Origin of the sequence: Mesorhizobium sp. CA16 (assembly GCF_020165175.1) — a bacterium.
Classification (GTDB): Bacteria; Pseudomonadota; Alphaproteobacteria; order Rhizobiales; family Rhizobiaceae; genus Mesorhizobium.
This window is the reverse complement of sequence record NZ_JAIUHP010000008.1, coordinates 228,513-250,027: the sequence shown is the minus strand read 5'-3', so window position 1 is coordinate 250,027 and position 21,515 is coordinate 228,513. Positions and strand designations below refer to the sequence as shown.

Annotated in this window: 11 protein-coding genes, 1 tRNA gene and 1 pseudogene; 7 read left to right on the top strand and 6 right to left on the bottom strand. The window is 62.8% G+C overall.

Annotated elements, in window-relative coordinates:
• Positions 1-137 precede the first annotated feature (137 nt).
• The 5 genes and pseudogenes from infA to LB525_RS14245 all read left to right on the top strand — a co-directional run.
• Positions 138-356 carry a translation initiation factor IF-1 gene (gene infA / locus LB525_RS14265; RefSeq protein ID WP_006200926.1) on the top strand — a complete coding sequence of 73 codons (219 nt, stop codon included), beginning with the start codon at positions 138-140 and terminating at the stop codon, positions 354-356.
• A 128-nt stretch (positions 357-484) separates the two neighbouring features.
• The gene (locus tag LB525_RS14260; RefSeq protein WP_224545081.1) at positions 485-1,111 is read left to right on the top strand and encodes a Maf-like protein; all 627 of its coding nucleotides are present in this window, start codon (positions 485-487) and stop codon (positions 1,109-1,111) included.
• Positions 1,112-1,124: 13 nt separating this feature from the next.
• Complete coding sequence (gene yacG, locus LB525_RS14255; RefSeq protein ID WP_140847161.1) at positions 1,125-1,334, top strand: DNA gyrase inhibitor YacG; 210 nt, start codon at positions 1,125-1,127, stop codon at positions 1,332-1,334.
• A 165-nt stretch (positions 1,335-1,499) separates the two neighbouring features.
• A tRNA-Phe gene (locus tag LB525_RS14250) sits at positions 1,500-1,575 on the top strand.
• 212 nt (positions 1,576-1,787) lie between these two features.
• Positions 1,788-2,886 (top strand): annotated as a pseudogene (locus tag LB525_RS14245) (tyrosine-type recombinase/integrase); the annotation flags it as partial.
• 255 nt (positions 2,887-3,141) lie between these two features.
• Here LB525_RS14245 and LB525_RS14240 read toward each other — a convergent pair.
• The 3 genes from LB525_RS14240 to LB525_RS14230 all read right to left on the bottom strand — a co-directional run bounded on the left by LB525_RS14240 (position 3,142) and on the right by LB525_RS14230 (position 16,281).
• The gene (locus LB525_RS14240) at positions 3,142-3,678 is read right to left on the bottom strand and encodes an invasion associated locus B family protein (protein ID WP_224545080.1); all 537 of its coding nucleotides are present in this window, start codon (positions 3,676-3,678) and stop codon (positions 3,142-3,144) included.
• 109 nt (positions 3,679-3,787) lie between these two features.
• Positions 3,788-15,412 carry an autotransporter-associated beta strand repeat-containing protein gene (locus LB525_RS14235; RefSeq protein WP_224545079.1) on the bottom strand — a complete coding sequence of 3,875 codons (11,625 nt, stop codon included), beginning with the start codon at positions 15,410-15,412 and terminating at the stop codon, positions 3,788-3,790.
• A gap of 233 nt (positions 15,413-15,645) precedes the next feature.
• The gene (locus LB525_RS14230; RefSeq protein WP_224545078.1) at positions 15,646-16,281 is read right to left on the bottom strand and encodes a helix-turn-helix domain-containing protein; all 636 of its coding nucleotides are present in this window, start codon (positions 16,279-16,281) and stop codon (positions 15,646-15,648) included.
• Between the two features lie 424 nt (positions 16,282-16,705).
• Between LB525_RS14230 and LB525_RS14225 the strand changes: the two genes are divergently transcribed.
• Entirely contained in the window at positions 16,706-17,179 is a 474-nt protein-coding gene (locus tag LB525_RS14225) for an HWE histidine kinase domain-containing protein (protein WP_318012404.1), read from the top strand.
• Here LB525_RS14225 and LB525_RS14220 read toward each other — a convergent pair.
• The 3 genes from LB525_RS14220 to LB525_RS14210 form a co-directional block, all read right to left on the bottom strand.
• Entirely contained in the window at positions 17,151-17,840 is a 690-nt protein-coding gene (locus tag LB525_RS14220; protein WP_318012403.1) for a lysophospholipase, read from the bottom strand. The two genes, LB525_RS14225 and LB525_RS14220, sit on opposite strands and share 29 nt — an antisense overlap.
• A gap of 178 nt (positions 17,841-18,018) precedes the next feature.
• Positions 18,019-18,627 (bottom strand): hydrolase, encoded by a 609-nt coding sequence (locus LB525_RS14215; RefSeq protein WP_224545076.1) that lies wholly within the window; start codon positions 18,625-18,627, stop codon positions 18,019-18,021.
• Between the two features lie 45 nt (positions 18,628-18,672).
• On the bottom strand, positions 18,673-19,587 hold the full coding sequence (locus tag LB525_RS14210; protein WP_224545075.1) for an alpha/beta fold hydrolase: 915 nt from the start codon (positions 19,585-19,587) through the stop codon (positions 18,673-18,675).
• Between the two features lie 240 nt (positions 19,588-19,827).
• Between LB525_RS14210 and LB525_RS14205 the strand changes: the two genes are divergently transcribed.
• The gene (locus tag LB525_RS14205; protein ID WP_224545074.1) at positions 19,828-21,510 is read left to right on the top strand and encodes a histidine kinase; all 1,683 of its coding nucleotides are present in this window, start codon (positions 19,828-19,830) and stop codon (positions 21,508-21,510) included.
• Positions 21,511-21,515 lie beyond the last annotated feature (5 nt).

Genomic DNA, 21,515 nt, shown 5'->3' with positions numbered 1-21,515 from the left:
GATTTCCGGTCGGTTCGGCCGGAAATCATCCGACTCCGGATCAAAAGAACTAGAGCACGATGTTGCCCGAAAACCGCTTGACACTTTTCGGCATCATGCTCTAGGCGCCGGAACCGCCATCCAAGCAAAGGTATCGAATGCCGAAGGAAGAAGTCCTCGAGTTTCCAGGTGTGGTCACCGAACTGCTGCCCAATGCGATGTTCCGGGTGAAGCTCGAAAACGAACACGAAATCATCGCCCACACGGCCGGCCGCATGCGCAAGAACCGCATTCGCGTGCTGACCGGCGACAAGGTCCTGGTCGAGATGACGCCTTACGACCTGACCAAGGGCCGCATCACCTATCGCTTCAAGTAACCATCTAGCGCGGACCCAGATCCGGATGATTTCAGGTCTGGTTGACCCGAAATCATCCGGCTCCAAATCAGGGAGTGGAGCATGATGTCGTCCGAAAACCGCTTCACACTTTTCGGCATCATGCCCCCATGAGCATTCTGCAGAAGCTGGTGCTTGCCTCTGGTTCGCCGCGCCGCATCGAACTCTTGCAGCAGGCCGGCATCGAGCCGGACCGGGTGCTGCCCGCCGATGTCGACGAGACGCCGCTGCGCGCCGAGCATCCGCGCTCGCTGGCCAAGCGCCTTTGCAAGGACAAGGCCGAGAAGGCGCTGGCCTCGCTGAAGGGCGAGGAGGACTATGCGCCAGCCTTCATCCTCGCCGCCGACACGGTGGTGGCGGTCGGACGGCGCATCCTGCCCAAGGCCGAGACGATCGACGACGCCGTCAATTGCCTCGGCCTGCTTTCCGGCCGCTCGCACCGGGTCTATTCCGGCATCTGCCTGATCACGCCCGGCGGCAAGCTGCGCCAGCGGCTGGTCGAGACAAGGGTGCGCTTCAAGCGGCTGCCGCGCGAGGAGATCGACGCCTATGTCGCGTCGGGCGAGTGGCGGGGCAAGGCCGGTGGCTACGCCGTGCAGGGCCTGGCCGGTTCCTTCGTCGTCAAGCTGGTCGGCTCCTACACCAACGTGGTCGGCCTGCCGCTCTACGAGAGCGTGGCGCTGCTTTCCGGCGAAGGCTTCAAGGCGCACCAGCACTGGCACGCCGCGCGCTCATGAGCATAGTCTACACATGAGCTCGGGCGACAAGGTAACGCCGCTGAGGCCGAAACGGCCCTGCCCCGAATGCGGTAAACCGTCGGTGCGCGAGCATTATCCGTTCTGCTCGGCGCGCTGCAAGGACATCGACCTCAACCGCTGGCTGAAGGGCGCCTATGTCATTCCCGGCCGCGACGGCGAAGAGGAAGAAGACGACAGCCCGACGCCCAAGGACGAGCCGTAAGCGCAGCCGGCGACCGGTTGTTTTCCAGCGATTTTTCTTTCCTGACGAAATCAACACCTAGGCGCTGGACAGGCAAGATTCCCGTGCTATAACCCACGCGCTTTCAAGGGGCGCCGCCTGGCGCCTTCGTGAAACCCGGCGGGCGCATTCCGTTAGCCGGCACAGGCCCAGATAGCTCAGTTGGTAGAGCAGCGGACTGAAAATCCGCGTGTCGGTGGTTCGAATCCGCCTCTGGGCACCATTCCCTCTTCTCCCGACATTCCCTCTCGCCAAAGCTTCAACGCTCAAGTCTCCGCAAGGCACTGAATTTGCTCCTCTTTTCGGCACGATGAGTGTGCTTGAACGAATTTCATCGCAGTTCGGCAGATTTCGTCCAACGGGGCGAGGTGTTGGTATTTTTGTTGGTATCTGAGACCCTGTTGGTATCGAAGCGCCAAAACAGGAGGTCCCACAATGGCTCTCTCCGACGTGAAATGCCGCAACGCCCGGCCCGCGTCCAAGCTCCAGAAACTGTCCGATGGCGGCGGGCTGCAGCTATGGATTCAGCCGTCGGGAACCAGGCTATGGCGCCTAGCCTATCGATTTGACGGAAAGCAGAAGCTGCTGTCTCTCGGCACCTACCCGGTCATCTCTCTCGCCGATGCCCGCGAAGCACGCGATGAAGCCAAACGTCTCCTTAAGGCTGGTGCCGACCCAGCTCAGGAGCGAAGATTCCATAAGGCCACTTCGCAAAAAGACACCTTCCGTTCAATCGCGGACGAATATGTTGACAAGCTGAAAAAGGAGGGACGTGCCGACCGGACGATTAGCAAGGTCAAATGGCTGCTCGACTTTGCCTATCCGACAATTGGTGACAAGTGCATTCGGGAGATCGATCCGGCCACCGTCCTTACTGCCCTTCGCCGCGTGGAAGTTCGTGGTCGATATGAGTCGGCGAGGCGACTGCGCTCCACCATCGGCACCGTGTTTCGATATGCAATTGCGACCGCACGCGCCGAGGCTGATCCGACGATCGCGTTAAGGGGCGCACTCATCACTCCAACGGTCACGCCGCGTGCCGCGATCATCGATCCTAAGGCCTTCGGCGGCTTGGTGAGGGCGGTCGATGCGTTTGACGGACAGCCTACAACCCGAGCTGCCCTGAAGCTCATGGCATTGATGTTTCCCCGCCCCGGCGAACTTCGCGCGGCAGAATGGGAAGAGTTCGATTTCGAAAGCTCGATGTGGATCATTCCTGAAGCACGCATGAAAATGCGCCGGCCGCACCGCGTACCCCTTTCAAGGCAGGCCATAAGCGTCTTGACTTCGCTTAAAGAAATCTCTGGTGGTGGATCGCTGCTCTTTCCTGGCGTTCGATCGGTTTCGCGTCCGATTTCCGACAACACGCTTAACGCCGCCCTTCGCCGCATGGGCTACGGCAAGGAGGAAGCGCCGCGCATGGTTTTCGAGCAACAGCATCAACTCTGCTAACGAATGCGGAAAATGGCATCCGGATGCGATAGAGCGCCAACTGGCCCACATTGAGAACAACGACGTTCGTCGAGCCTACGCCCCCGGAGGACGTATCCAGAATATTGATTCAATTGGATTTTTCGTGGGCCAAAATCAGAAATCTTCCCGTATGGTCCCGCACGATCTCGCAGCTGATTTAAAGATCGTTGGCTACCATCGTTGGCGCGACTAATGACGGTTTAGGCCAACAAGCAGTCTAACCGCTTCCGGAGCGACCGGCCAAAGCCAAGCTTTGCATTGCGTCTCAGAACGGACATTCTGCCCAGTTGCAAGGAACGTCGGTCGCGCAACCGGGTCACTTCAACAGCGCCACCGTCCTGTCGACGGCGCTGGGAAAGCCGTTCAGCGAAAGCGCCAGGTTGGTCTCCTTGCCGCCGTCGGCAACCACCTTGACTTTCAGGCTTTTGCCCTCGCGCAAATTTGTGAGTGTTTGGGCGTCGAAGTTCAGATCGACGATGCAGCCGCCGGGAAGGCAGGTGCGGAAGCGCAGCGGCGGTAGCACCAGACCGTCATCGATCTGCAGCGTCACCCCCTGATCCAGCGCCAGGCCGAACGGCAGGACCAGCGTTCCCTGAACTGTCTCTCCGGTCGGGCGCAGTTCCATCGCCAGCACGCGCTGGCGCGACTGGCTGTCGGTCTGCTCCTGCGACAGCGTGCAGACCTTGACGGCGGCGCCGTTCTCGCTGGCGAGATTGCAGGAGACGGTCCAGTCGCCATGCCCTTCCCTGAGCGAAGTCGCACCGCCAGGGAGAGCTGCCGTGTCTTGCGCGAATGCGGCCGCAAGGGAGAGCAGGCTTGCGGCGATCAGCGTGGCATATCCAATTCGTTTCATCTCGTTTCCATCTCGTTTCCATCTTCAAGAAATTCATCACGCCCAAGAGGCGAACGGAGAGAGTGCGCACATCTGCCCGCATTCCGATTGTCCAGCCTCGTTGACGCCGCTACCAGTGCACGCTGAAGCCGAGCTTGCCGCTGACGACATTGCTGTCGCCGAAGCTCGCCAGGCTGGTCTTGGCCAGCGCCTCGCCATAGACCGAGTACTTGCCGTCGCCGAAGTCGAGCGAGCCGCCGAGGCCGACGCCGCCCCAGACCTTCTGGTTCTGGCTGGAAAGCTTCACGCCCGAGACATCGATATCGGTTCCGTCGAGGAAGTCGTAGTAGAGGTTGGCGATGCCGTAGACATGCGCCCGGCTCACCTGCCCGGCGCTGTCGGCCCACTGGTCCTCGTAGTCGGCCGAGATGCCGAGGCGGCCGATCAGGCTGTCGCCGCTGCCGGGCGACACGATCGTGCCGAACGGATCGGTGAACTTGTCGAAGTCGACGGCCGAGTAGGAAAGCTGCGCCTGCGGGGTCAGCGACCAGTTGGAGCGCAGCGCGATCTTCTGGCCGCTCTCGATGCTAAGCGCATAGCCGAACCCCTTGTTGCCGTCGGCAAGCTTGCCCAGCACGGCCGAGTTGATGTCGCTGTCATACCAGGTCGCCTGGGCCTGGCTATCGACATAGAAGCCGCTGTTGCCGAGCCAGGTCAGCGTGCCGCCAACACCGTAGCCGGTGGCCGAGATCGAACCGGTGCCGAAGGACGATGACACGTCCGACGAGACGGTGCCGTAATGGACGGTGATGCCGCCCAGCAGGATGCCGGCCTCGCTCTCATGCAGCAGGCCGTCGACGCCGGCATTGAGCTTCCAGGTCGTCACGTCGTAGTCGGTGCCGGTGGTCGAGGTCTTGGGCTCGAACTTGCCATGCGCGGCATCGATACGCGCCCAGATGGCGTTGCCGTCGACCGGACCCTGGCCGGGCACGTCCGCGCCCTGCGGCGTCGCGCCCTCGCCCCAGGCCCGGTTGCCGATGCGCTGCTGCAGCGTGCCCGGTTCATTGAAGCTCCGCAGCACGCCTTCATAGGCCTCATAGAGCGGCGTGCTAGGCGCATAGAGCGGACCGGTCTGGTTGATCAGCGTGGAGCGCAGATACCAGTCGCCGTCGGCCGGCGTGCTGACGCCGTTCTTGTAGAGCCGATAGGCATAGGCGCCGCCGACCACGGCCTGGTCGCCCTCGAAGACATAGTCGCCGGCGAGCATGAAGGTGCCGGCCGAGCTGCCGTCGATGTCGACGATCTTGATGCCTTCGCTGGTCTGCGCGCCCGCGCCGCCGACATTGGTGACCGCAAGGATGCCGGCGCCGGCGGTGTTGCCATGTACCACCAGCCTGTCGGTGGTCGAGCCATCGCCGTCCAGCGCGGCATTGATGAGGATTTTGCCGCCATTGCCGACATAGTCGCCGCTCACCGTGAGCACTGTTCCGGGTGCCGCAGCGCCAAGCCGCACCGCGCCGCTGTTGTTGAGCGAGGCCACCGTCTGGTCGAAGCTGGCAAGGTCAAGCGTGCCACTGGAGTCGACGGTGAAGGCGGACAAGGGGCTCAGCACGTCCGCAGCGCCCGCCGCAAGCGTGCCCTGCTGGACGGAGGTGGATCCCGAGAAGGTCGAGCCAGCGGACGTCAGGACAAGCGTTCCATCTCCCGCTTTGTTGAAGGCACCCGACCCCGTCAATGCCCCGTTCAGGGTCAAGGTAGTACCGGCGTCGGTCGAGATAGTGCCTTGGCCGAGAACGTCGATGGCGCGGTCGCTGGCGAAGCTGGCGGTGGAGTTGAGCGTGCCGCCATTGAAGGAGAGCCCGCCCGCCGCATCGCCGAGGTTGGCATCGGCCGAGATCCGCAGCGTGCCGCCATTGATCGCCGTGCCGCCGGTGTAGCTATTGGTGCCGGTCAGCACCAGCGTTCCGGCATCCGTCTTCACCAGCTGGGCACTGCCGGTGAACGCCGAGGCGATCGTTGCCGTATAGCCCGCACCCGCGTTGGTGCCGTCGCCGACCCGGATCGTCGACTGCGGCCCGAGAAGGCCGATATCGCCGCCCTGGATGACATAACCGTCGGTCGAGAACTGCATGCCGGCGGCCGTTACCTGGCCGAGCCCGTTGTCCACCGTCACCGTGCCGGCCTGGCCGGCGAAGATGGCGAAGGCGCTGTCCGAATAGGCTGCGTTGATCGACCCGGTGTCTTCGGTCCAGTTGTCGTTGCCCGAAGAGCTCTGCCAGGTGCCGTTGCCGCCATTGATCGTGCCGTCGAACTTCGGACCGGCATCGCCGTCCCAATAGTTCAGGTTCAGTCCGTTTGCGTTGACCAGGTTCACCTGATGATCGACGGACGTCTGCACGAAGTAGTTCGAGGACGGGATGGAGCCGACGGACAGCCCGTTATTGGTCAAGGTCCCGCTGTAATCGAACACGCGGTAGATACCGGGGCCGAAGGTTCCACCCGGCGAGACAGTGACATTGAGCGTGCCGTCGAGCACGAGATTGCCGCCGACGGTGGTCAGATCGTTGAGAGCCCCGCCGGCGACATTCGCCTGGCCGAAGCTGTAGTTGAGGATCGAGCCGCCGGAGAGCGTCAGATCGCCGGCGATCGCCAGCGTTCCCGGCGTGCCATCGGCCGACCCTGGCGAGAGCGTCGCGCCGTTGGCGACCATCACATTGCCGCCGATGGTGCCCTTGCCGCCCAGCGTGGCGCCGAACTCAACCGAAGTAATCCCTGTGGCCAGGCTGTTGTCGCCGTCGATATAGAGCCCGCCTGCCGTCACCGTGGTCGGCCCGGCATAGGCGCTGGCGCCGGTCAGCGTCAGCGCCGCCCCGCCCCGCTTGGTGAAGCCGCCCGTGCCGCCGACCACGCCGGAAAGCGTGAGATCGGCATCGGTCTGGAACGTGCCGCCGCCGGCATTGAGCGTGACGTTACGCGCCGAGCCGAACGCGGCGGTGTTTCGCAGGGTCGCGCCATTGTCGAATGACAATACGCCCGCCGCATCGCCGAGATTGGCGTCAGCCGAAACCTGCAACGTGCCGCTATGGATGGCGGTGCCGCCGCTGTAGCTGTTGGTGCCGCCAAGCACCAGCGTGCCGAGATCGGTTTTCACCAGTTGGCTCACACCGGTGAGGTTCGAATTGATAGTTGCCGTGTAGTCTGCACCCGGCAGGGTGCCGTCGCCGACGCGCATCGTCGCCTGCGATCCAACCAGCTCGATGTCCTGTCCCTGGACGAGATAGCCGTCCGTGGCGAACTGCATGCCAGCGGCCTGCACCTGGCCGTTGGTGTTGTCGACCGTCACGGTGCCGGCGCTACCTGCGAAGATGGCGAAGCTGCCGTTCGAGAAGGCGGCGTTTATGTCGCCGTCGGAGCCGGTCCAGTTGTCGTCGCCGGCCGCCCGCCAGGTGCCGTTGCCGCCGTCAACGCCATCATTGGCCTTCGGCCCGGCATCGCCGTCCCAGAAGTTGAGGGTCATCGCGCTGATGTCGACCAGGTTCACCTGGCCTGCGACCGAGGTCTGCACCAGGTGATCGCTCGACGTGGTATCAAGCCCGTTGTCAGTCAGAGCGCCGTCATAGCTGATGACGCGATAGATACCCGGTCCGAAATTGCCGCCGGGCGCTTCCGTCACGTTGATCGTGCCGTCGAGCGCCAGATTGCCGTGGACGACCGTGAGGTCGTTGTAGGCGCCGCCGACCACGCCGGCCTGGCCGAACGAGTAATCAAGGTTCGAGCTGTCGGCCAGTTCGAGGTTGCCGTTGATGGTGAGGGTGCCGGGCGTGGAGCCCAGGCCGCCGGGGGCCAGCCTGCCCGCGACATCGACGAACACATCGCCGCCGATGGTGCCGTTGCCGCCCAGCGTGCCGTTGTTGACGTTGGCCAGCCCGGTCGCTGCGCTCTGGTCGCCATCGATGTAGAGCCCGCCGCCGCCGACAATCAGCGTGGTGCCGCCGTACGTGTTGTCGGCCGTAAGCACGGTGTTGCCGGTTCCGTCCTGGGTGACGCCGCCGCTGCCCGAGATCGTGCCGCCGAAGGTATAGAGGTCGGAGCGGTTGAAGCTGAGGGTACCGTTATCGACCACGTCGCCCAAGATGGAGCCCGTGGTGCCGCCGGTGCCCAGCATGAGGATGCCGCTTGAGATTGTCGTGCCGCCGGCATAGCTGTTGTCGGCGCCGAGGATCAGCGCCCCGGTTCCCGTTTTGGTGAGCGCCCCCGCGCCGTCGATAGCGCCTTCCCACTGCACTGTGCTGTCGATCTGGAACGTTCCGCCGCCCGCCTGAAGCGTCGCAGTGCGGCCTGTGACGATGCTGGCCGGGCCCTGCTGGTAGAACGTGCCGCCGTCGAAGGTGACCTTGCCGGCCGCATCGCCGAGATTGGCATCGGCGGTGATCTGGACCGTGCCGCCATTGATGACGGTGCCGCTCTGGTAGCTGTTGGCGCCGCTGAGAACCAGCGTGCCGCCACCCTCCTTGGTCAAGGTCCCGGCGCCGCTCACGGTGTTGGTCAGCGTCAGCTTGGTCGCGCTGTCGGTGTCGAAGGTGCCGCCGCCGACATTGAGGGTCACGGCGCGGGCAGAAGTAATATCCGCCGTCGTATGCAGCGTGCCGGCGTTCAGCGAAAGGCCGCCGGACGCGTCGCCGAGATTGGTGTCCGACGCGACCTGGACCGTGCCGCCATTGATCGCGGTGCCGCCGCTGTAGCTGTTGGTGCCGGACAGCACCAGCGTGCCGAGCTCCGTCTTCAGCAGCTGGCTGCTGCCGGTGAGGTTTGAGGTGATTGTCGCTACATAGGCCGCACCGGCTGCGGTGCCGTCGCCGACGCGGATGGTCGATTGCAGCCCGACCAAAGCGACGTCGCCGGCCTGGATGAGATAGCCGCCGGTGGCGAACTGCATGCCCGCCGCCTGCACTTGGCCATTCGTGTTGTCGACCGTGACCGTCCCGGCGGCACCCTGGAAGATGGCGAAGCTGGCGTTGGCGAAAGGTGCAGCGAAGGTGCCGGTAGCGTCGGTCCAGTTCTGGTCGCCCGCAGCGCGCCAAGTGCCGCTGCCGCCATCCACCGCATCATTGGAGTGGGGGCCGGCATTGCCGTCCCAAAAGCTGAGCGTCAGCCCCGCGGAATTGACGAGGTTGACCTGGTTGGCGACCGCGGTCTGCACGAAATAATCGGGTGACGTGACGTTCAGTCCGTTATTCGTCAGCGAACCGCCGTAGTTAAGGATGCGATAGACGCCCGGTCCGAAGGTGCCGCCCGACGTCTGCGTGATGTTGAGCGTGCCGTCGAGCGTCAGGTTGCCGCCGACATTGATGAGATCGTTGAGCGGTCCGCCCGGCACGTTCGCCTGGCCGAAATTGACGTTGACGGCCGACGTGTTGTTGAGCGTCAGGTTGCCGCCGATGGTGAGCGTGCCGGGCGCATTGCCCGCGCCGCCGGGAGCGAGCGTGCCGCCGTCGGCCACGGTGACGCTGCCGCCGATCGTGCCGGTGCCGCCGAGCGTCGCCCCGCTCGCGACAGTAGTCTGGCCGATAGCACCCGACTGGTTGCCGTTGATCAGCAATGTCCCGGCATTGACGTTCGTCGCGCCGATATAGGTGTTGGTTCCGGTTAGCGTGGTGGTGCCGGTGCCGAGCTTGTTGACCACGCCACTGCCGGAGAGGGCGCTGTCGAATGTATAATTGTTATTCAGATTGAAGGCGAGCGTGCCGTTGTTGGTCACATTCGGCGTCGCCAGCGCGCCGGCCACCCCGCCATTGCCGATCTGCAGCGTGCCGGCCGAAATCGTCGTACCGGCGCTGTAGCTGTGATCGCCCGTCAGCGTGAGGGTGGCGGCGCCTTGCTTGTTCAAGCTTTCGAAACCGGTAATCTGAGCGCCATTGAGCGTACGGCTCAGGGTGGTGGTCACCTGCAGCGTGTCGGAGCCGCCGCCGCCGTCCACCCCGACTCCGGCGATTGTCGCAAGACCGCTCAACAGGAAAGTGTCGTTGCCGCTGCCGAGATTCAATGCGGCTGCGCCGGTATTGAGCGAACCGGCGGCGAGATTGACAATGTTGCCGCCTCCGCCCAGCGTGCCGTTGCCGAGCAACGTGCCGCCAGTGAAGTTGATCGTGGCGCCGCCGGTCCCGCCCGCGAACAACGTCTGCGTGCCACCGGCTGCCTGGACCGTGCCGCCGCCGACGTTGAGCTTCGAGCCGGAGTTCATCGTCATCGTCGGCGTGGTTATGGAGGCGCCCCCTCCGTTGCTCTGCAGCGTGCCAGCGTTGATCGTAATCCCCCCGCTGCTCGTCAGGCTGCCGTTCACCTGCAATGTGCCGGCGTCGATCCGTGTGCTGCCGCCGATCGCGTTTGTTGCCGAAGTGAGGATTGTCGTGCCGGTGCCGATTTGGGCGATGTTGCCGGCACCGCTCAGCGTGCCCGTGAAGCTGAAGCTGTCGGAGCGGTTGAAGGACAGCGTGGAGGTCGCGTTGGCGACGATGACGTTGCCTGCGCCGGCATTGCCGCTGGTGCCACCATTGCCGATGATCAGATTACCGTCATTGACGACCGTGTTGCCGGTGAAGGTGTTGTTGCCGGTGAGGACCCAGGTGCCGCTGTCGTTCTTGGCGAGTGTGGTCGTGCCGCCGGGGCCATCGATGATGGTGCCGCCCATCGTGTTGAGCCCGGTATTGGTGCCGCCCAGCGCCAGCGTGCGGTTGCCGCTGCCGGTATAGGCGGCCGAACCGGTGTTCTTGAAGACGATCGCGCCGGTGCCCGAGGACTCGATGAAGCTGATGCCGGTCTGCAATGTGAACAGGCGATCCGTCTCGTCGCCAGCGCCCGTATAGCGTAGCGTCGAGCCGCTGCCGATCACGAGGTTGGATGCCAGGTTCGACGACTGCCCGATCGAGCTCGCCTGGCCGCCGTTGGCCAGCTTGCTCACCGCAAGCACGCCGCCGCTGATCGTGGTGACGCCGGTATAGGTGCTGGTCGTGTTGTTCAAGACCCACGTGCCGGCACCGGACTTCGTCAGCGACGTGACGCCCCCGGATGGATCGTCGATGCGGGCAGAAAGCGAGTTGTTGGCCGTGTTGCTGCCGGCGAGCGTGAGCGTGCGGTTGCCCGTTCCCGACAATGTGACCGGCGTCGTGCTGGTGAAATTGATCGCGCCTGTGCCGGAGGCATCGAGAGTGCCGCCGCTGGCCCCAAGCGTGAACTGGCGGTCCGTGCTGCCGGCGGCGCCGATATATTGCAGCGTGCCGCCATTGAGCACCAGGTTGGTTGCCGCAGCGCTGGAATCGCCTATCGAGCTTGCGATGCCGCCATTGTTCAGGCAGGTGACCGCAAGAACGCCCCCATTGATCGTTGTGCCGCCGTCGTAGCTGCTGCTACAGCCGGAGAGCGTCTGCGTGCGCGTGCCGTTCTTCACGAGCCCGCCGGCGCCGCTCATCGCGCCGCTGAAAGTGAGGTTGAACCCGTCACTTAGGGTCAGCGTGCCCGATCCGAGAGTCACGCTGCCGCCGCCGTTGAGCCCGAGCACCGTGTTGTTGTTGCCGGCGAGATCGAGCGTCGCGCCACTGTTCACCGTCATGGCGCCCGTGCCGAAGGCGCTGGTCGAACCGGCTCTCAAGATGCCGCCGGTAATCGTCGTTCCGCCGCTGTAGTCGTTAGTGCCGGACAACATCAGCGTACCGGGACCGTCCTTACGGAGCGTACCGAGACCTGTGGCCTGACCGCTGAAGGTAAGCGTCGTGGCGGCGTTGGCCACACCAATGGCGCCCGTTCCTCCCTGGAGCGTGAAGCCACGATTGGTCGATACCGTCCCGCCGGTATAGTTCAGGGCGCCATTGCTAAAGACGAGATTGGTCGAGGCACTGCCGGACATGCCAATGTCGCTCAGCTCGCCGCCATTCGCCAGGCAGCCGACGTTCAGAACGCTGTTGCCGCTCAGCGTGGTGGCCCCGGCATAGGTGTTGCCGCAGCCGCTGAAGGTCTGTGTTCCGCCAGTTATGCTGACCCCGCCCGTGCCGCCGATCGTGCCGGTGAAATTGCCGTTGCTGTTGATCTTGAGGGTCCCCGAGCCCAGGGTGACATTGCCCGCGCCATTGAGCCCACCGACGAAGACGCTGTTGCCGGCGAGGTCCACTGTCGCACCGCTGGCCACAGTCATGGCGCCAGCGCCCGTTCCGGCGGCGTCGCCGCCGAAGGCCTGGGCCGATCCGGCGCGCAAGATGCCGGCGCTCACCGTGGTGCCGCCGGTATAGGTGTTCGTGCCCGACAGCACCAAGGTGCCGGAGCCCGTTTTGGTGAGGCTGCCCGCGCCAGTGGCCACCCCGCTCACAGTCAGGGTCGTGGTCGCCTGCGCGACATCGATGCCGCCGCCGCCCGTACCAAGTGTGAAGCCGCGGTCGCTGCTGGCGATGGTGCCGATATAACCCAGCTTCCCGCCGTTCTGCAGGACCAGGTTGGACGAGGCGTTGCTGGACGCGCCGATGGAGCTGTTGGTGCCGCCATTGGCGAGGGTGGTCACCGCAAGCGTGCCACTGTTGACGGTCGTGGTGCCGGTATAGCTGTTGTTGCTCCCGGCAAGCGTTAGCGTGCCGGGACCGTCTTTGATGAAATCCGCACCATCGGGGCTCACCACCTGCCCGGAGAAGGTCAGGTTGGCGGCGGCATTCGTGACCTTGATCGTGCTCGATGTGATGGCGCCGGCGCGTGCGATGGTGAAGCCGCGATCGGTGGAGGCGCCCGTCCCGGTATATTCCAGTGTGGCGCCCTGGATCATCAGGTTCGATGAAGCGGACGTCGAAGCACCGATGGCGCTGGCGAGACCGCCATTGGCGACCGAGTTGATCGAGAGGGTACCCTGGCTCACGGTGGTGGCGCCGGTATAGGTATTGCTACCGGACAGCACCACCTTGCCCGTCCCGGCCTTGCTGAAGCCTACCGCGCCCGTGTTGTCTACGATCGTCGACGCAATGGTAAAGGTGCCGGTACCGTTCTGCTGGACGCCCAGCACGCCGCCGCCGAGCGTGCCCGTCATCGAGCCGCCGGTGATGGTCTGGTTAGCCGCGCCCACCGAGGGCGCGACAATGATGGTGCCGTCAATGCCGAGGGTCTGGCCGCTTGCCACGATTACCGTGGAGTTCGCGGCGGCCGTATATTGGAGCCCGCCGATCTGAACGCTGGCGCCGACCGTGTTGAAGAAGGGCGTGTTCGCCGCTCCGCCGGCATCGCTCAGGATCTGGTTGGCCTGCCACAGGCTGGCGTTGTCCTGGTTGACGTAGTCGGCCGCGGTGAAAGCAACGATGTTGCCCCCCACCACCTTGGCATAGTCCGAGCCGTTGACGGTCGCCCAGCCGCCGAGCGCGCCGTCGGCATTGCTGGTCGCAATCGCTCCAGCCGTGGGCAGAACAAAATTGGCGAGGCCTCCGGTGCGGGTGATGGCGCCGAGACTTACGGTGGTGCTGCCCCCAGCCCCGGAGGTGGCGCTCACCGTGTTGTTGCCCGTGGTGATCGTGAGCCCGCCGAAGCTCTGCAGATTGGTCTCGCCTGCCGCACCCTTGACGGTCAATGTCCCGCCATTCATGACGAGCGGCGACGAGGCAGAGATAATGCCGCTGGTCGGCCCTCCGGCCGGCGAGAAGTCGAGCGCCAGCGTGCCGCCGCCGATCGTCGTTGCGCCTGTATAGGTGCTGGCACCCGTCAACGTCAGCGTGCCCGCGCCGAGTTTGGTCAGGCTGCCGGTGCCGGTAATGCTGCCGCCATAGGTGTTGGTGACGCCGGTGCCCAGATTGAGCGTAAGGTTGCCGCTCCCCATCGCGACCGCGCCGCCCGTGCCCACAAGCGAGGTCGTGGACATGTTGAACCCGTTTAGGTCCAGCGTGCCGCCATTGGTCGTTATGCCGGTTATCGTACCGAAGGCTGAGGCGCTGCCCGCACGCAGCGTTCCTCCGTTGACGGTGATGGCGCCCGTGCGGGTATTGGCGCCGGTGAGCACCCAGGTCGCATTGCCAATGCTGGCGAGACCGCCTGAGCCGGAGATCACCCCGGAGACCGTATTGTCGGATCCGGTGTAGCTGCCCCCAAGCGTGAAGGTGGAGCCGGCGGCGAGCGTCGTCGCGCCATTGAGAGTCAGCGCTCCCGTACCATCACTCTGCAGTGTCGCAGCGCCCGACACCGACCACGTCCGGTCAAGACCAACTGCACCGCCGGTATAACTGAGAACACTGCCGTTGCCCAAGCTTATCGAGGCACCCGCCCCGAGCGAGCTGTTTACGCCCGCATTCGCCATTGTACCGGCCTTGACTGTGACGGCACCGATTCCGGCCGTGCCCCCGAAAGTATTGGCGTCACCCAGTGTGATGGTCCTGGCATTGCTGGTGCCAGTGAAGTTAACGAATCGACCACTGCTGCTGCTGATCACCCCGAGGAGCTGGAGATCGGCAGAATCGGCGGAGAAGCTAACCGAGTTGCTGCCGCTGTTGCTGCCGGCGCTGGTGAGCGCAATGCCGCCGTTAATGGTCAGCATTCCGCTGCCCGAATTGCGGAAGGTAAGGGTTGCGCCACTGATCGGACCAGGCCGCAGCTCGAAGCCGCGGTCGGTGCTGGCCGCTCCGCCAGTATAGCTGGCGCTGTCCCCGTACTGGTCACCGCCCGAGCCGGTCATGATGAGCACGGTTCCATTCGCGGCGGTCGTGGGTGCGCCCAATGCGCTTGCTTGGCCTAGATTGCCAATCGAAGAAAAGGAGACACTGCTGCTGCTCCTCAGCGTCGTGGGGCCGGTATAGTCATTGGCGGCATTCGTCAGCGTTGCTGCGACGATCCCGCCGCTGCCGGTATAACGAGCCGCCGCCGCACCCGCCCCTGTCACGGTCACTTGACCGCCCGCTCCCAGCGTGACGACGCGGCTTGCGTTGAGACTGCCATTGAAGGTCAGGGAGGTGCCCGCTGCCGCGAATATACCATTGGCGGCCGCGCCGAGCGCTGCATCGGCATTGATGGCAAATCCGCCAGCGCTGACTGTGATGCCGCCCGTGAAGGTGTTCACGCCAGTCAGGCTCAAAGTGCCGCCACCCGCCTTGGTCAGGCCCCCCGACCCGGCGATGATGGAGCTTATGGTGGCGTTGCCCGTTGCCGTGATTGTCGGCGTCCCGCCGCCGAGGGTCAGCGTGCCGCCTGCAATGGTATAGCCGCTGACGTTGAAGGTGAGGCTGCCAGCCGTTATCGGCGCGCCGAGCGTGACCGTCCCCGCCGTGCCGGCAAAGATGGCGTTGTCCGGAGTGCCATTGTTCCAGATGACGAACGGGCCGGCCGTGGCATTGCCTGTGGTGTTCCAGAGCGGCGGCGCCGCCGTGTTCCAGGTTCCGGTGCCGCCGAGCTGGAGTCCCGAACCATCAGCATCCCAGTAGAGATCCGCGGCGCCCGCTGGGTTGGCCGCAAGGCCCATGAGGAGCGCGAGCAGGACGGCAGCGGTGCGCTGACGAGGAGCAGAAGCGATCGTGTAGGCAAGATTCGGCGCATAGCTCGCCGCCTCGCCTTTCCATTTGGTCATGCGGCCGCCGCGCAGCAACCGCGAGAAAATGGCGTCTTTCGCCTTGGGCTGCCCCGCGCGGCCCGACCGCGCCTGGGAGAATGCGCGTCCGGGATGCGGGGTGTCAGCTTTCAACCTTCGGTCCCCGGCGCTATCGCCGGATTCCACATAGTCGGGAATCGTCTCGCCGCAGGCCAACCCAGCCATATATCCCCCCTTGCATTAGCAAACCATAATATTCCCTGACGGAATCAGGGTGCAACGCAAGAGGAATGCATGAACTGTACGTTGCGTATTTCAGAAAAGCCCGGTGTTTTGTAAAAACTTCCGGACGATCGGTGCGTGAAGCGCAACTTAGACAAAAGTGTTACTCGAATAGCACAAGTTGTTATTCCGTAAGGCTAATATAGCTTTAATGAACGACCCTCGGTTCGACGATTTCAGATCGAGGAGCGGAAGCGCGTCGGGGTTGTCCCCCGATATTTCTTCATCGCAGCCGTCAAATGGCTCTGACTGGAGAACCCGCTGAGATAGGCGACGTCCGTTATGGTCGCGTCTCCCTCAGAAAGCAGCCGCGTTGCGTGATCCAGCCGCAGATCCAAAAGATAGCGATGCGGCGACTTCCCAAAGGTTCGGCTGAAGGCCTGGATGAAATGATTTGGCGAAAGATTGGCAAGCGTCGCCAACTCGTCGACGGTGATTTTCCGGGCAAGGTTTGCCCTCAGGAAGTCCTCCACAGTGCGCGCCGCTTTTCGTGTCAGCCCGCCTTTGAGCTGCTCGGGTTCCCTGTCCCGCGATGTGTAGGCATGAAGGATATGAAGTCCGAGAATGGCGATGAGGTGCTCGACATAAAATTCGGCGGCGCCCTGATCCTTGGTAAGTTCGGCCTTGAGCAATTGTCCGACACGCAGGGCGGTGTGATCGAGCGTGCCGAGGGGCGGAGGCTTCAACTCGACCTGTTCAGTGCCGAACTGTTGTCTCGCAAGTTCCTTCAGGCTGTTTTCAGGGTAGACGATAATCGAACTTTCGCGCGTCTCCGACAAATGCAGGCGAGCTTCGAGATGCGCCGGCTTCAAGATGACGCTCCCTGCCGGAGCGTCATAACGCTCGGACTTGCCATTGCCCAGTCTCGCGCATGTGCCCGGCGCGGGTTCGAGGCCGATGTATACGACATGGTGGCGGGCTGGAAACGTGTACGATCCGGGTGGCATCAGTGAATACGCGGTTGTTCCCCGCCTGGTCGCTATCGCCAAGCCGTCGGCCCTCGAAAGTACGGATTCCAGATCGGCATCGGCGGAAGGAGGACCAGCATCTAGACCGCATTCCGAAGAAGTCATGCCATTTTAGCCTGTAACACAAGTCATCCTTTAGCTTCACCTAAAATGTATTCGCCTAATCCCACGTCAAAACCCAACGTTAGTTGCGAGTGCCCGGTTCCCATCCAATTCACATTTGTGAAATCCCAGCAAGCCGCGTGACATTGAGCCAGCCGCGGGTCGAGTGGCGGATTTTCGATTTTGGAACGAGCAATATTCGGAAGAGCAGGCGGCCTCGATCCTCTATCGCCCGTGCGCAAAATGCCGGGCAGATTATCGGCGCATCGAAAGTCGCCCGGGATATCACGGCAACGAAGGAGCACGAGCATCGCATTCGAATGTTGATGCGCGAAGTCAACCACCGGGTCAAAAAACCAATATTGCGTCATTCATCGATGATCAGGGAAACCAACAAGCGGCGCACAATCCCACAGCTTTCGAGCGGCAGGTTCGTGAGCGGATCATGGCTCTGTCACGCTCGCATGATCTCCTTGCTAGCGGCGACCGGAAGGGAGTGACGGTTTTCGAACTTCTGCTGTCGCAGGCCGAGCCGTTTGGGAGTGAGGGACGAATCTCCATGTCCGGACAGTCGGGCGCTGATCGCCGGCGCCTGAGGTTGATCATCGATTTCAAAGACGTTCGTCGACCCAACCTTTGATGTCGGCCATGACCACCTCTTTATCCTTGTCATTGAGGAGGTCATGGAAATGGCCGTCATACAGCTTCAGCGTCCTGTCGACGGCGCCGGCGGTGTCATAGAAGAGTTGGCTGCCGCTCGGTTTCGTCGCCTTGTCGGCCGTGCCGTGGAGGATGAGCAAGGGCAGCTTAATCAGTGGGAACTGCTCCTTGAGCTTCTCATCGGCGCGAACCATCTCGGCAATTGTTTTGGTCGGCTGGGTTTCATGGGCGATGAGTGGATCGGCATTCATAGCCTCGACGACGGCCGGATCGCGAGAAAAATCCTCGGTCTTGAGGTGCAAGACATGCGCGTGTGGCGCGATGTGGCTAAGCCCCTTGAGCACCGCAAGGGCGAAGTCGGGCGCCGGCACCTGGAACGCGAAGCTCTCGCAGATCAGCCCCGCCAGCCCAGCTTGGTTTTTTAGCGCGTAGAGGCAGGCGACCACACCGCCTGCACTGTGTCCGAGCAGAAACACCGGCAGACCGGGCTCCCGCGACTTGGCGATCTCCACGACACCCGCGACGTCGCTCACATAGTCGTCGAAACTGTCGACATAGAAGCGCTCGCCATCCGACCTGCCGCGTCCGCGCAGGTCAACGGCATAGACGGCCGGCCCGTCGCCTATGAACTGCTCGGCCACGAATTGAACCCGGGGACGATAACGACGACGCCGTTCGGATTGGAGAATGGGCGCCACGACCGAAAGGCTATCTTCAAACCGCCGCGGCTCTCGAAGCGATCATCGACGGGGTTGAGGACTTCCTGGTTCATTTTCTTCTCCCGTCGAGCGCGAAGCTGAGGCTTTCGAAGATATCGGCTCAATGTCCTTCGACCGCGAAGACGATTTCCGCGAAGGCCGGAACCGTCTTTTCGCGGAGCCAGTCGCGCTGCAGTTCGCAGGCGAACTGAACCCAGCTGACTGGCACCGCCCCTGCTTGCAGAATGCGTTCGAGCCCGGCCCGGTGTGCCTCCATGGAGGTGCCCCCGACGGCATCGACCACTGCATAAACCTCGAAACCGTCGCGCAATGCATCGAGCGCGGGAAAGGCCAGGCAGACCTCGGTCCAGAGAGCGGCCATAACGAGCTTCTTTCGGCCGGTTGCCCTGACAGCGTCGGCAAAGTCCTTGTCTTCCCATGCATTGATCGCGGTGCGGTCGATCGCTTCAACGGCCGGGAAGATGTCGCGCAGTTGGTGAATGAGGGGCTGGTTGCGACCGGTATTGACGTTCACTGTCGTCAACACGACAGGTACATCATAGAGTTTCGCCGTCTTCGCCAGCGCTACAATGCTGCTGACAAGGGTACGCCGGTCCATTGACGCTACGGAGGTTACCTGGACCGGTTGATAGTCGATGATCACGACGGCGCAGTTGCTGGGTGTTAAGAGGTGGTCCTCGACTTGATTGCGCGTGGGTCGGCTTGCCATGGGTCTGTGCCTTCAGGTGCTGTACTTGGCCATGTTGCCGGGCAGCTATCTGGCGAGAAAATCCGTGACCAGCTTTATCGTGGCGTCGGGATTCTCCTCCATGATCCAATGTCCGGAGCCCGGTATGATCCCGGCGGTCACATCGGTTGCGACAAAGCGCAGAACATCCGCCTGACCCGCGCCGAAGGATTTTTCGGCACCCAGCGCCAGCACCGGCATGGCAACCTTGCCGCCCTTTTCGACGAATTCCTTGTTGTCGGCCGCATCCTGGTTGAACGCGGCGAACTGCTCGAAGGCATCGTGCATGGCACGCGGTCGGGCGTAGAGCTTCGAATAATGCTTACGGGTCGCTTCATCGATGGCCTTGGGGTTCGCCGACAGCTCATTCCAGAAGCGATCGAGATAGATGCGCTCTCTGCCCGCAACCAATCGCTCCATGTCGGGGCCGCGGAAGTTGAAGTGCCACAAGAGCGGCAAGCGGATGATGTTTTCCCAATCGCCGATGCCTGGCAGCGGCGCATCGATGACGGCCCAACGTGTGACGCGGTCGCGATACTGGGCGACGAAGGCATAGCCGACCATGTTGCCGATATCGTGGGTGACGAGATCCACCTTGTCGATCTTCAGATGATCCAGGATGCCGGCAATGTCGAGCGCCTGGTTTTTCTTGGTGTAGCCGGTATCTGGATGGGCCGAGAGCCCCATGCCGCGCAGGTCCGGCACGATTACGGTATGGTCCTTCATCAGCCTGGCGGCGAGCGGCGCCCACATGTCGCCGCTGTCGCCAAAGCCGTGCAGCAAGAGCACCGCAGGCCCCTTGCCGCCAACTCGGACGTAAAGGCTGGTGCCGTTGGTGTCGATCGACTGCGCCTTAAATTCAGACGGAAAGGGGACAATCCGAGCCGACGCCGGCAACGTAAGAAGCATCACGCCTAACGCCGCTATCACTATCTTGAGCATGTTGTTCTCCCGAAGCTTTGAGCATGTGAACCGAGCTGTGTCGGCTCGGCTGACGACCTGGCCTCGGGAACAATAGGTTTCGTGCTCCTATTGGATTGCTCGAATCTGACCTGGATTGAAGGAAGCAGCCCTTTTCTCGCGCCGCCCTTGCGCGCGGATGATTTTTTCGTTCCGAGCGAAACCAAGGGTGATAGGCTGTTGTCCCACGGTCGAGGGCGCGTCATGGACAGAAGTGGGGGAATGGTTGACGATGCTGGCGCGAAGCTGAAACTGCTCGAGCAAGAACTTGCCCATGCGAGGAGCGAGCTCGATGCCAGCCGGAAGATTTCAGCTCAGCTCACCGAAAAGAAGGAGGCACTTCGTATCCATGCGGACCGGCGGCAGTGGGAGGCGGGCTTCCGGCTGGCGACTGATACGACACCCGGATTGATCTGGTTCGGCCGAGCGGACGGTTCGGTCGAATTTCTGAACAGCCAATGGTGTGCCTACACCGGGCTCAGCATGGAGGAGGGGTTGGGCTGGAACTGGGTAAGCGTCATCCATCCGGAGGATCTCCCCGGCCTAATCGAACATTGGGGCGAGATCATCAAGTCGGCACGTCCAGACGAGCATGAAGCGCGGATGCGCCGGTTCGACGGCGCGTATCGATGGTTTTTATTGCGCTGCGCGCCGCTACTCGACGAGTCGGGCGCCGTGATTCGATGGTACGGCACGAATACGGACATCGAAGAGCGTAAACGCGTAGAGCAGGCGCTCAGTGCTTCAGAAAATGTATCGCGTGGCCAGGCCGAGGCACTCAAGAGCACGCTCGATGCACTGGCGATGGAACCCGTCGCCGACAAGTTGGTGGAACACGTGCTGCGCATCATCACCGAGCAATTCGGAGCTCATAGCATCAGCGTCTGGCGACGGGATCCCGCGACTGGAATGATAGGCATCGAGATGGCCTTCGAAGAGGGCCGGGTGGTAACCAGCGCCGATCCGCGGTTCGCCGGAATGGACAAATGGCTGCCGATGGAAGAGCGCTGGCCTTGGCCGGAGGTCTTTCGTACGGGTAAGCCCAGCCTCATTGAAGACATCCGCACGGTCCCGGCATTTTCTCTGCGCGATCGTCTGCTGCCGATGGGCATTATCACTGTGTTGCTGGTGCCAATGTTCGTCGCTGGCCATCTTGAAGGGGCGATCGGTCTTCGCTTTGTCGAGAAACGGGTGTTTGGCACGGAGGAGATGGACCTTGCTCAGGCTTTGGCCAACCAAGTGATGCTGATGATCCAGTTCGCGCGCCTTTCCACTCAGAGCCGCGAAACGGCCGTGATCGCGGAACGCAATCGCATCGCTCGCGACATACACGACACTCTTGCCCAAGGGCTGACGGGCGTGATCGTGCAGTTGGAAGCCGCCGAGGACGCAAACCTGCGGGGGCTTTCTGCGGAAGCTGGAGAGCATCTGGACCGCGCCCGCCGCCTGGCTCGCGAAAGTCTTAACGAAGCCCGGCGTTCAGTACACGCGTTGCGTCCGCAGGCATTGGCCGACAGCAATCTCAGCGGAGCGCTGGCGGAGTTATTCACGAAGATGACGGCAGGAACGAGCCTGAAACTGGATTTCGCGGTGCTTGGCGCACCACGATCACTGCCTCCCGATTCGGAAGAGAATCTGTTTCGTATCGGCCAGGAGATCCTTACGAACGCCTTGCGTCATGCACGGGCGAAACTGGTTGTCGCCAAGCTGATCTTTTTACCGGGAGAAGTCTGCCTTGATCTGACCGATGACGGACGCGGCTTTGATCCTTCGAGCAAGAATGATGGATACGGTTTGCTTGGAATCAGGGAGCGGGTCGAAAGAATAGGCGGTCGGCTCGTTGTTCAAAGCTCAGCGGCGAAGGGCACGGCCGTGCGGATCACCTTGCCCTCGCACGAGGCTTGAACGTC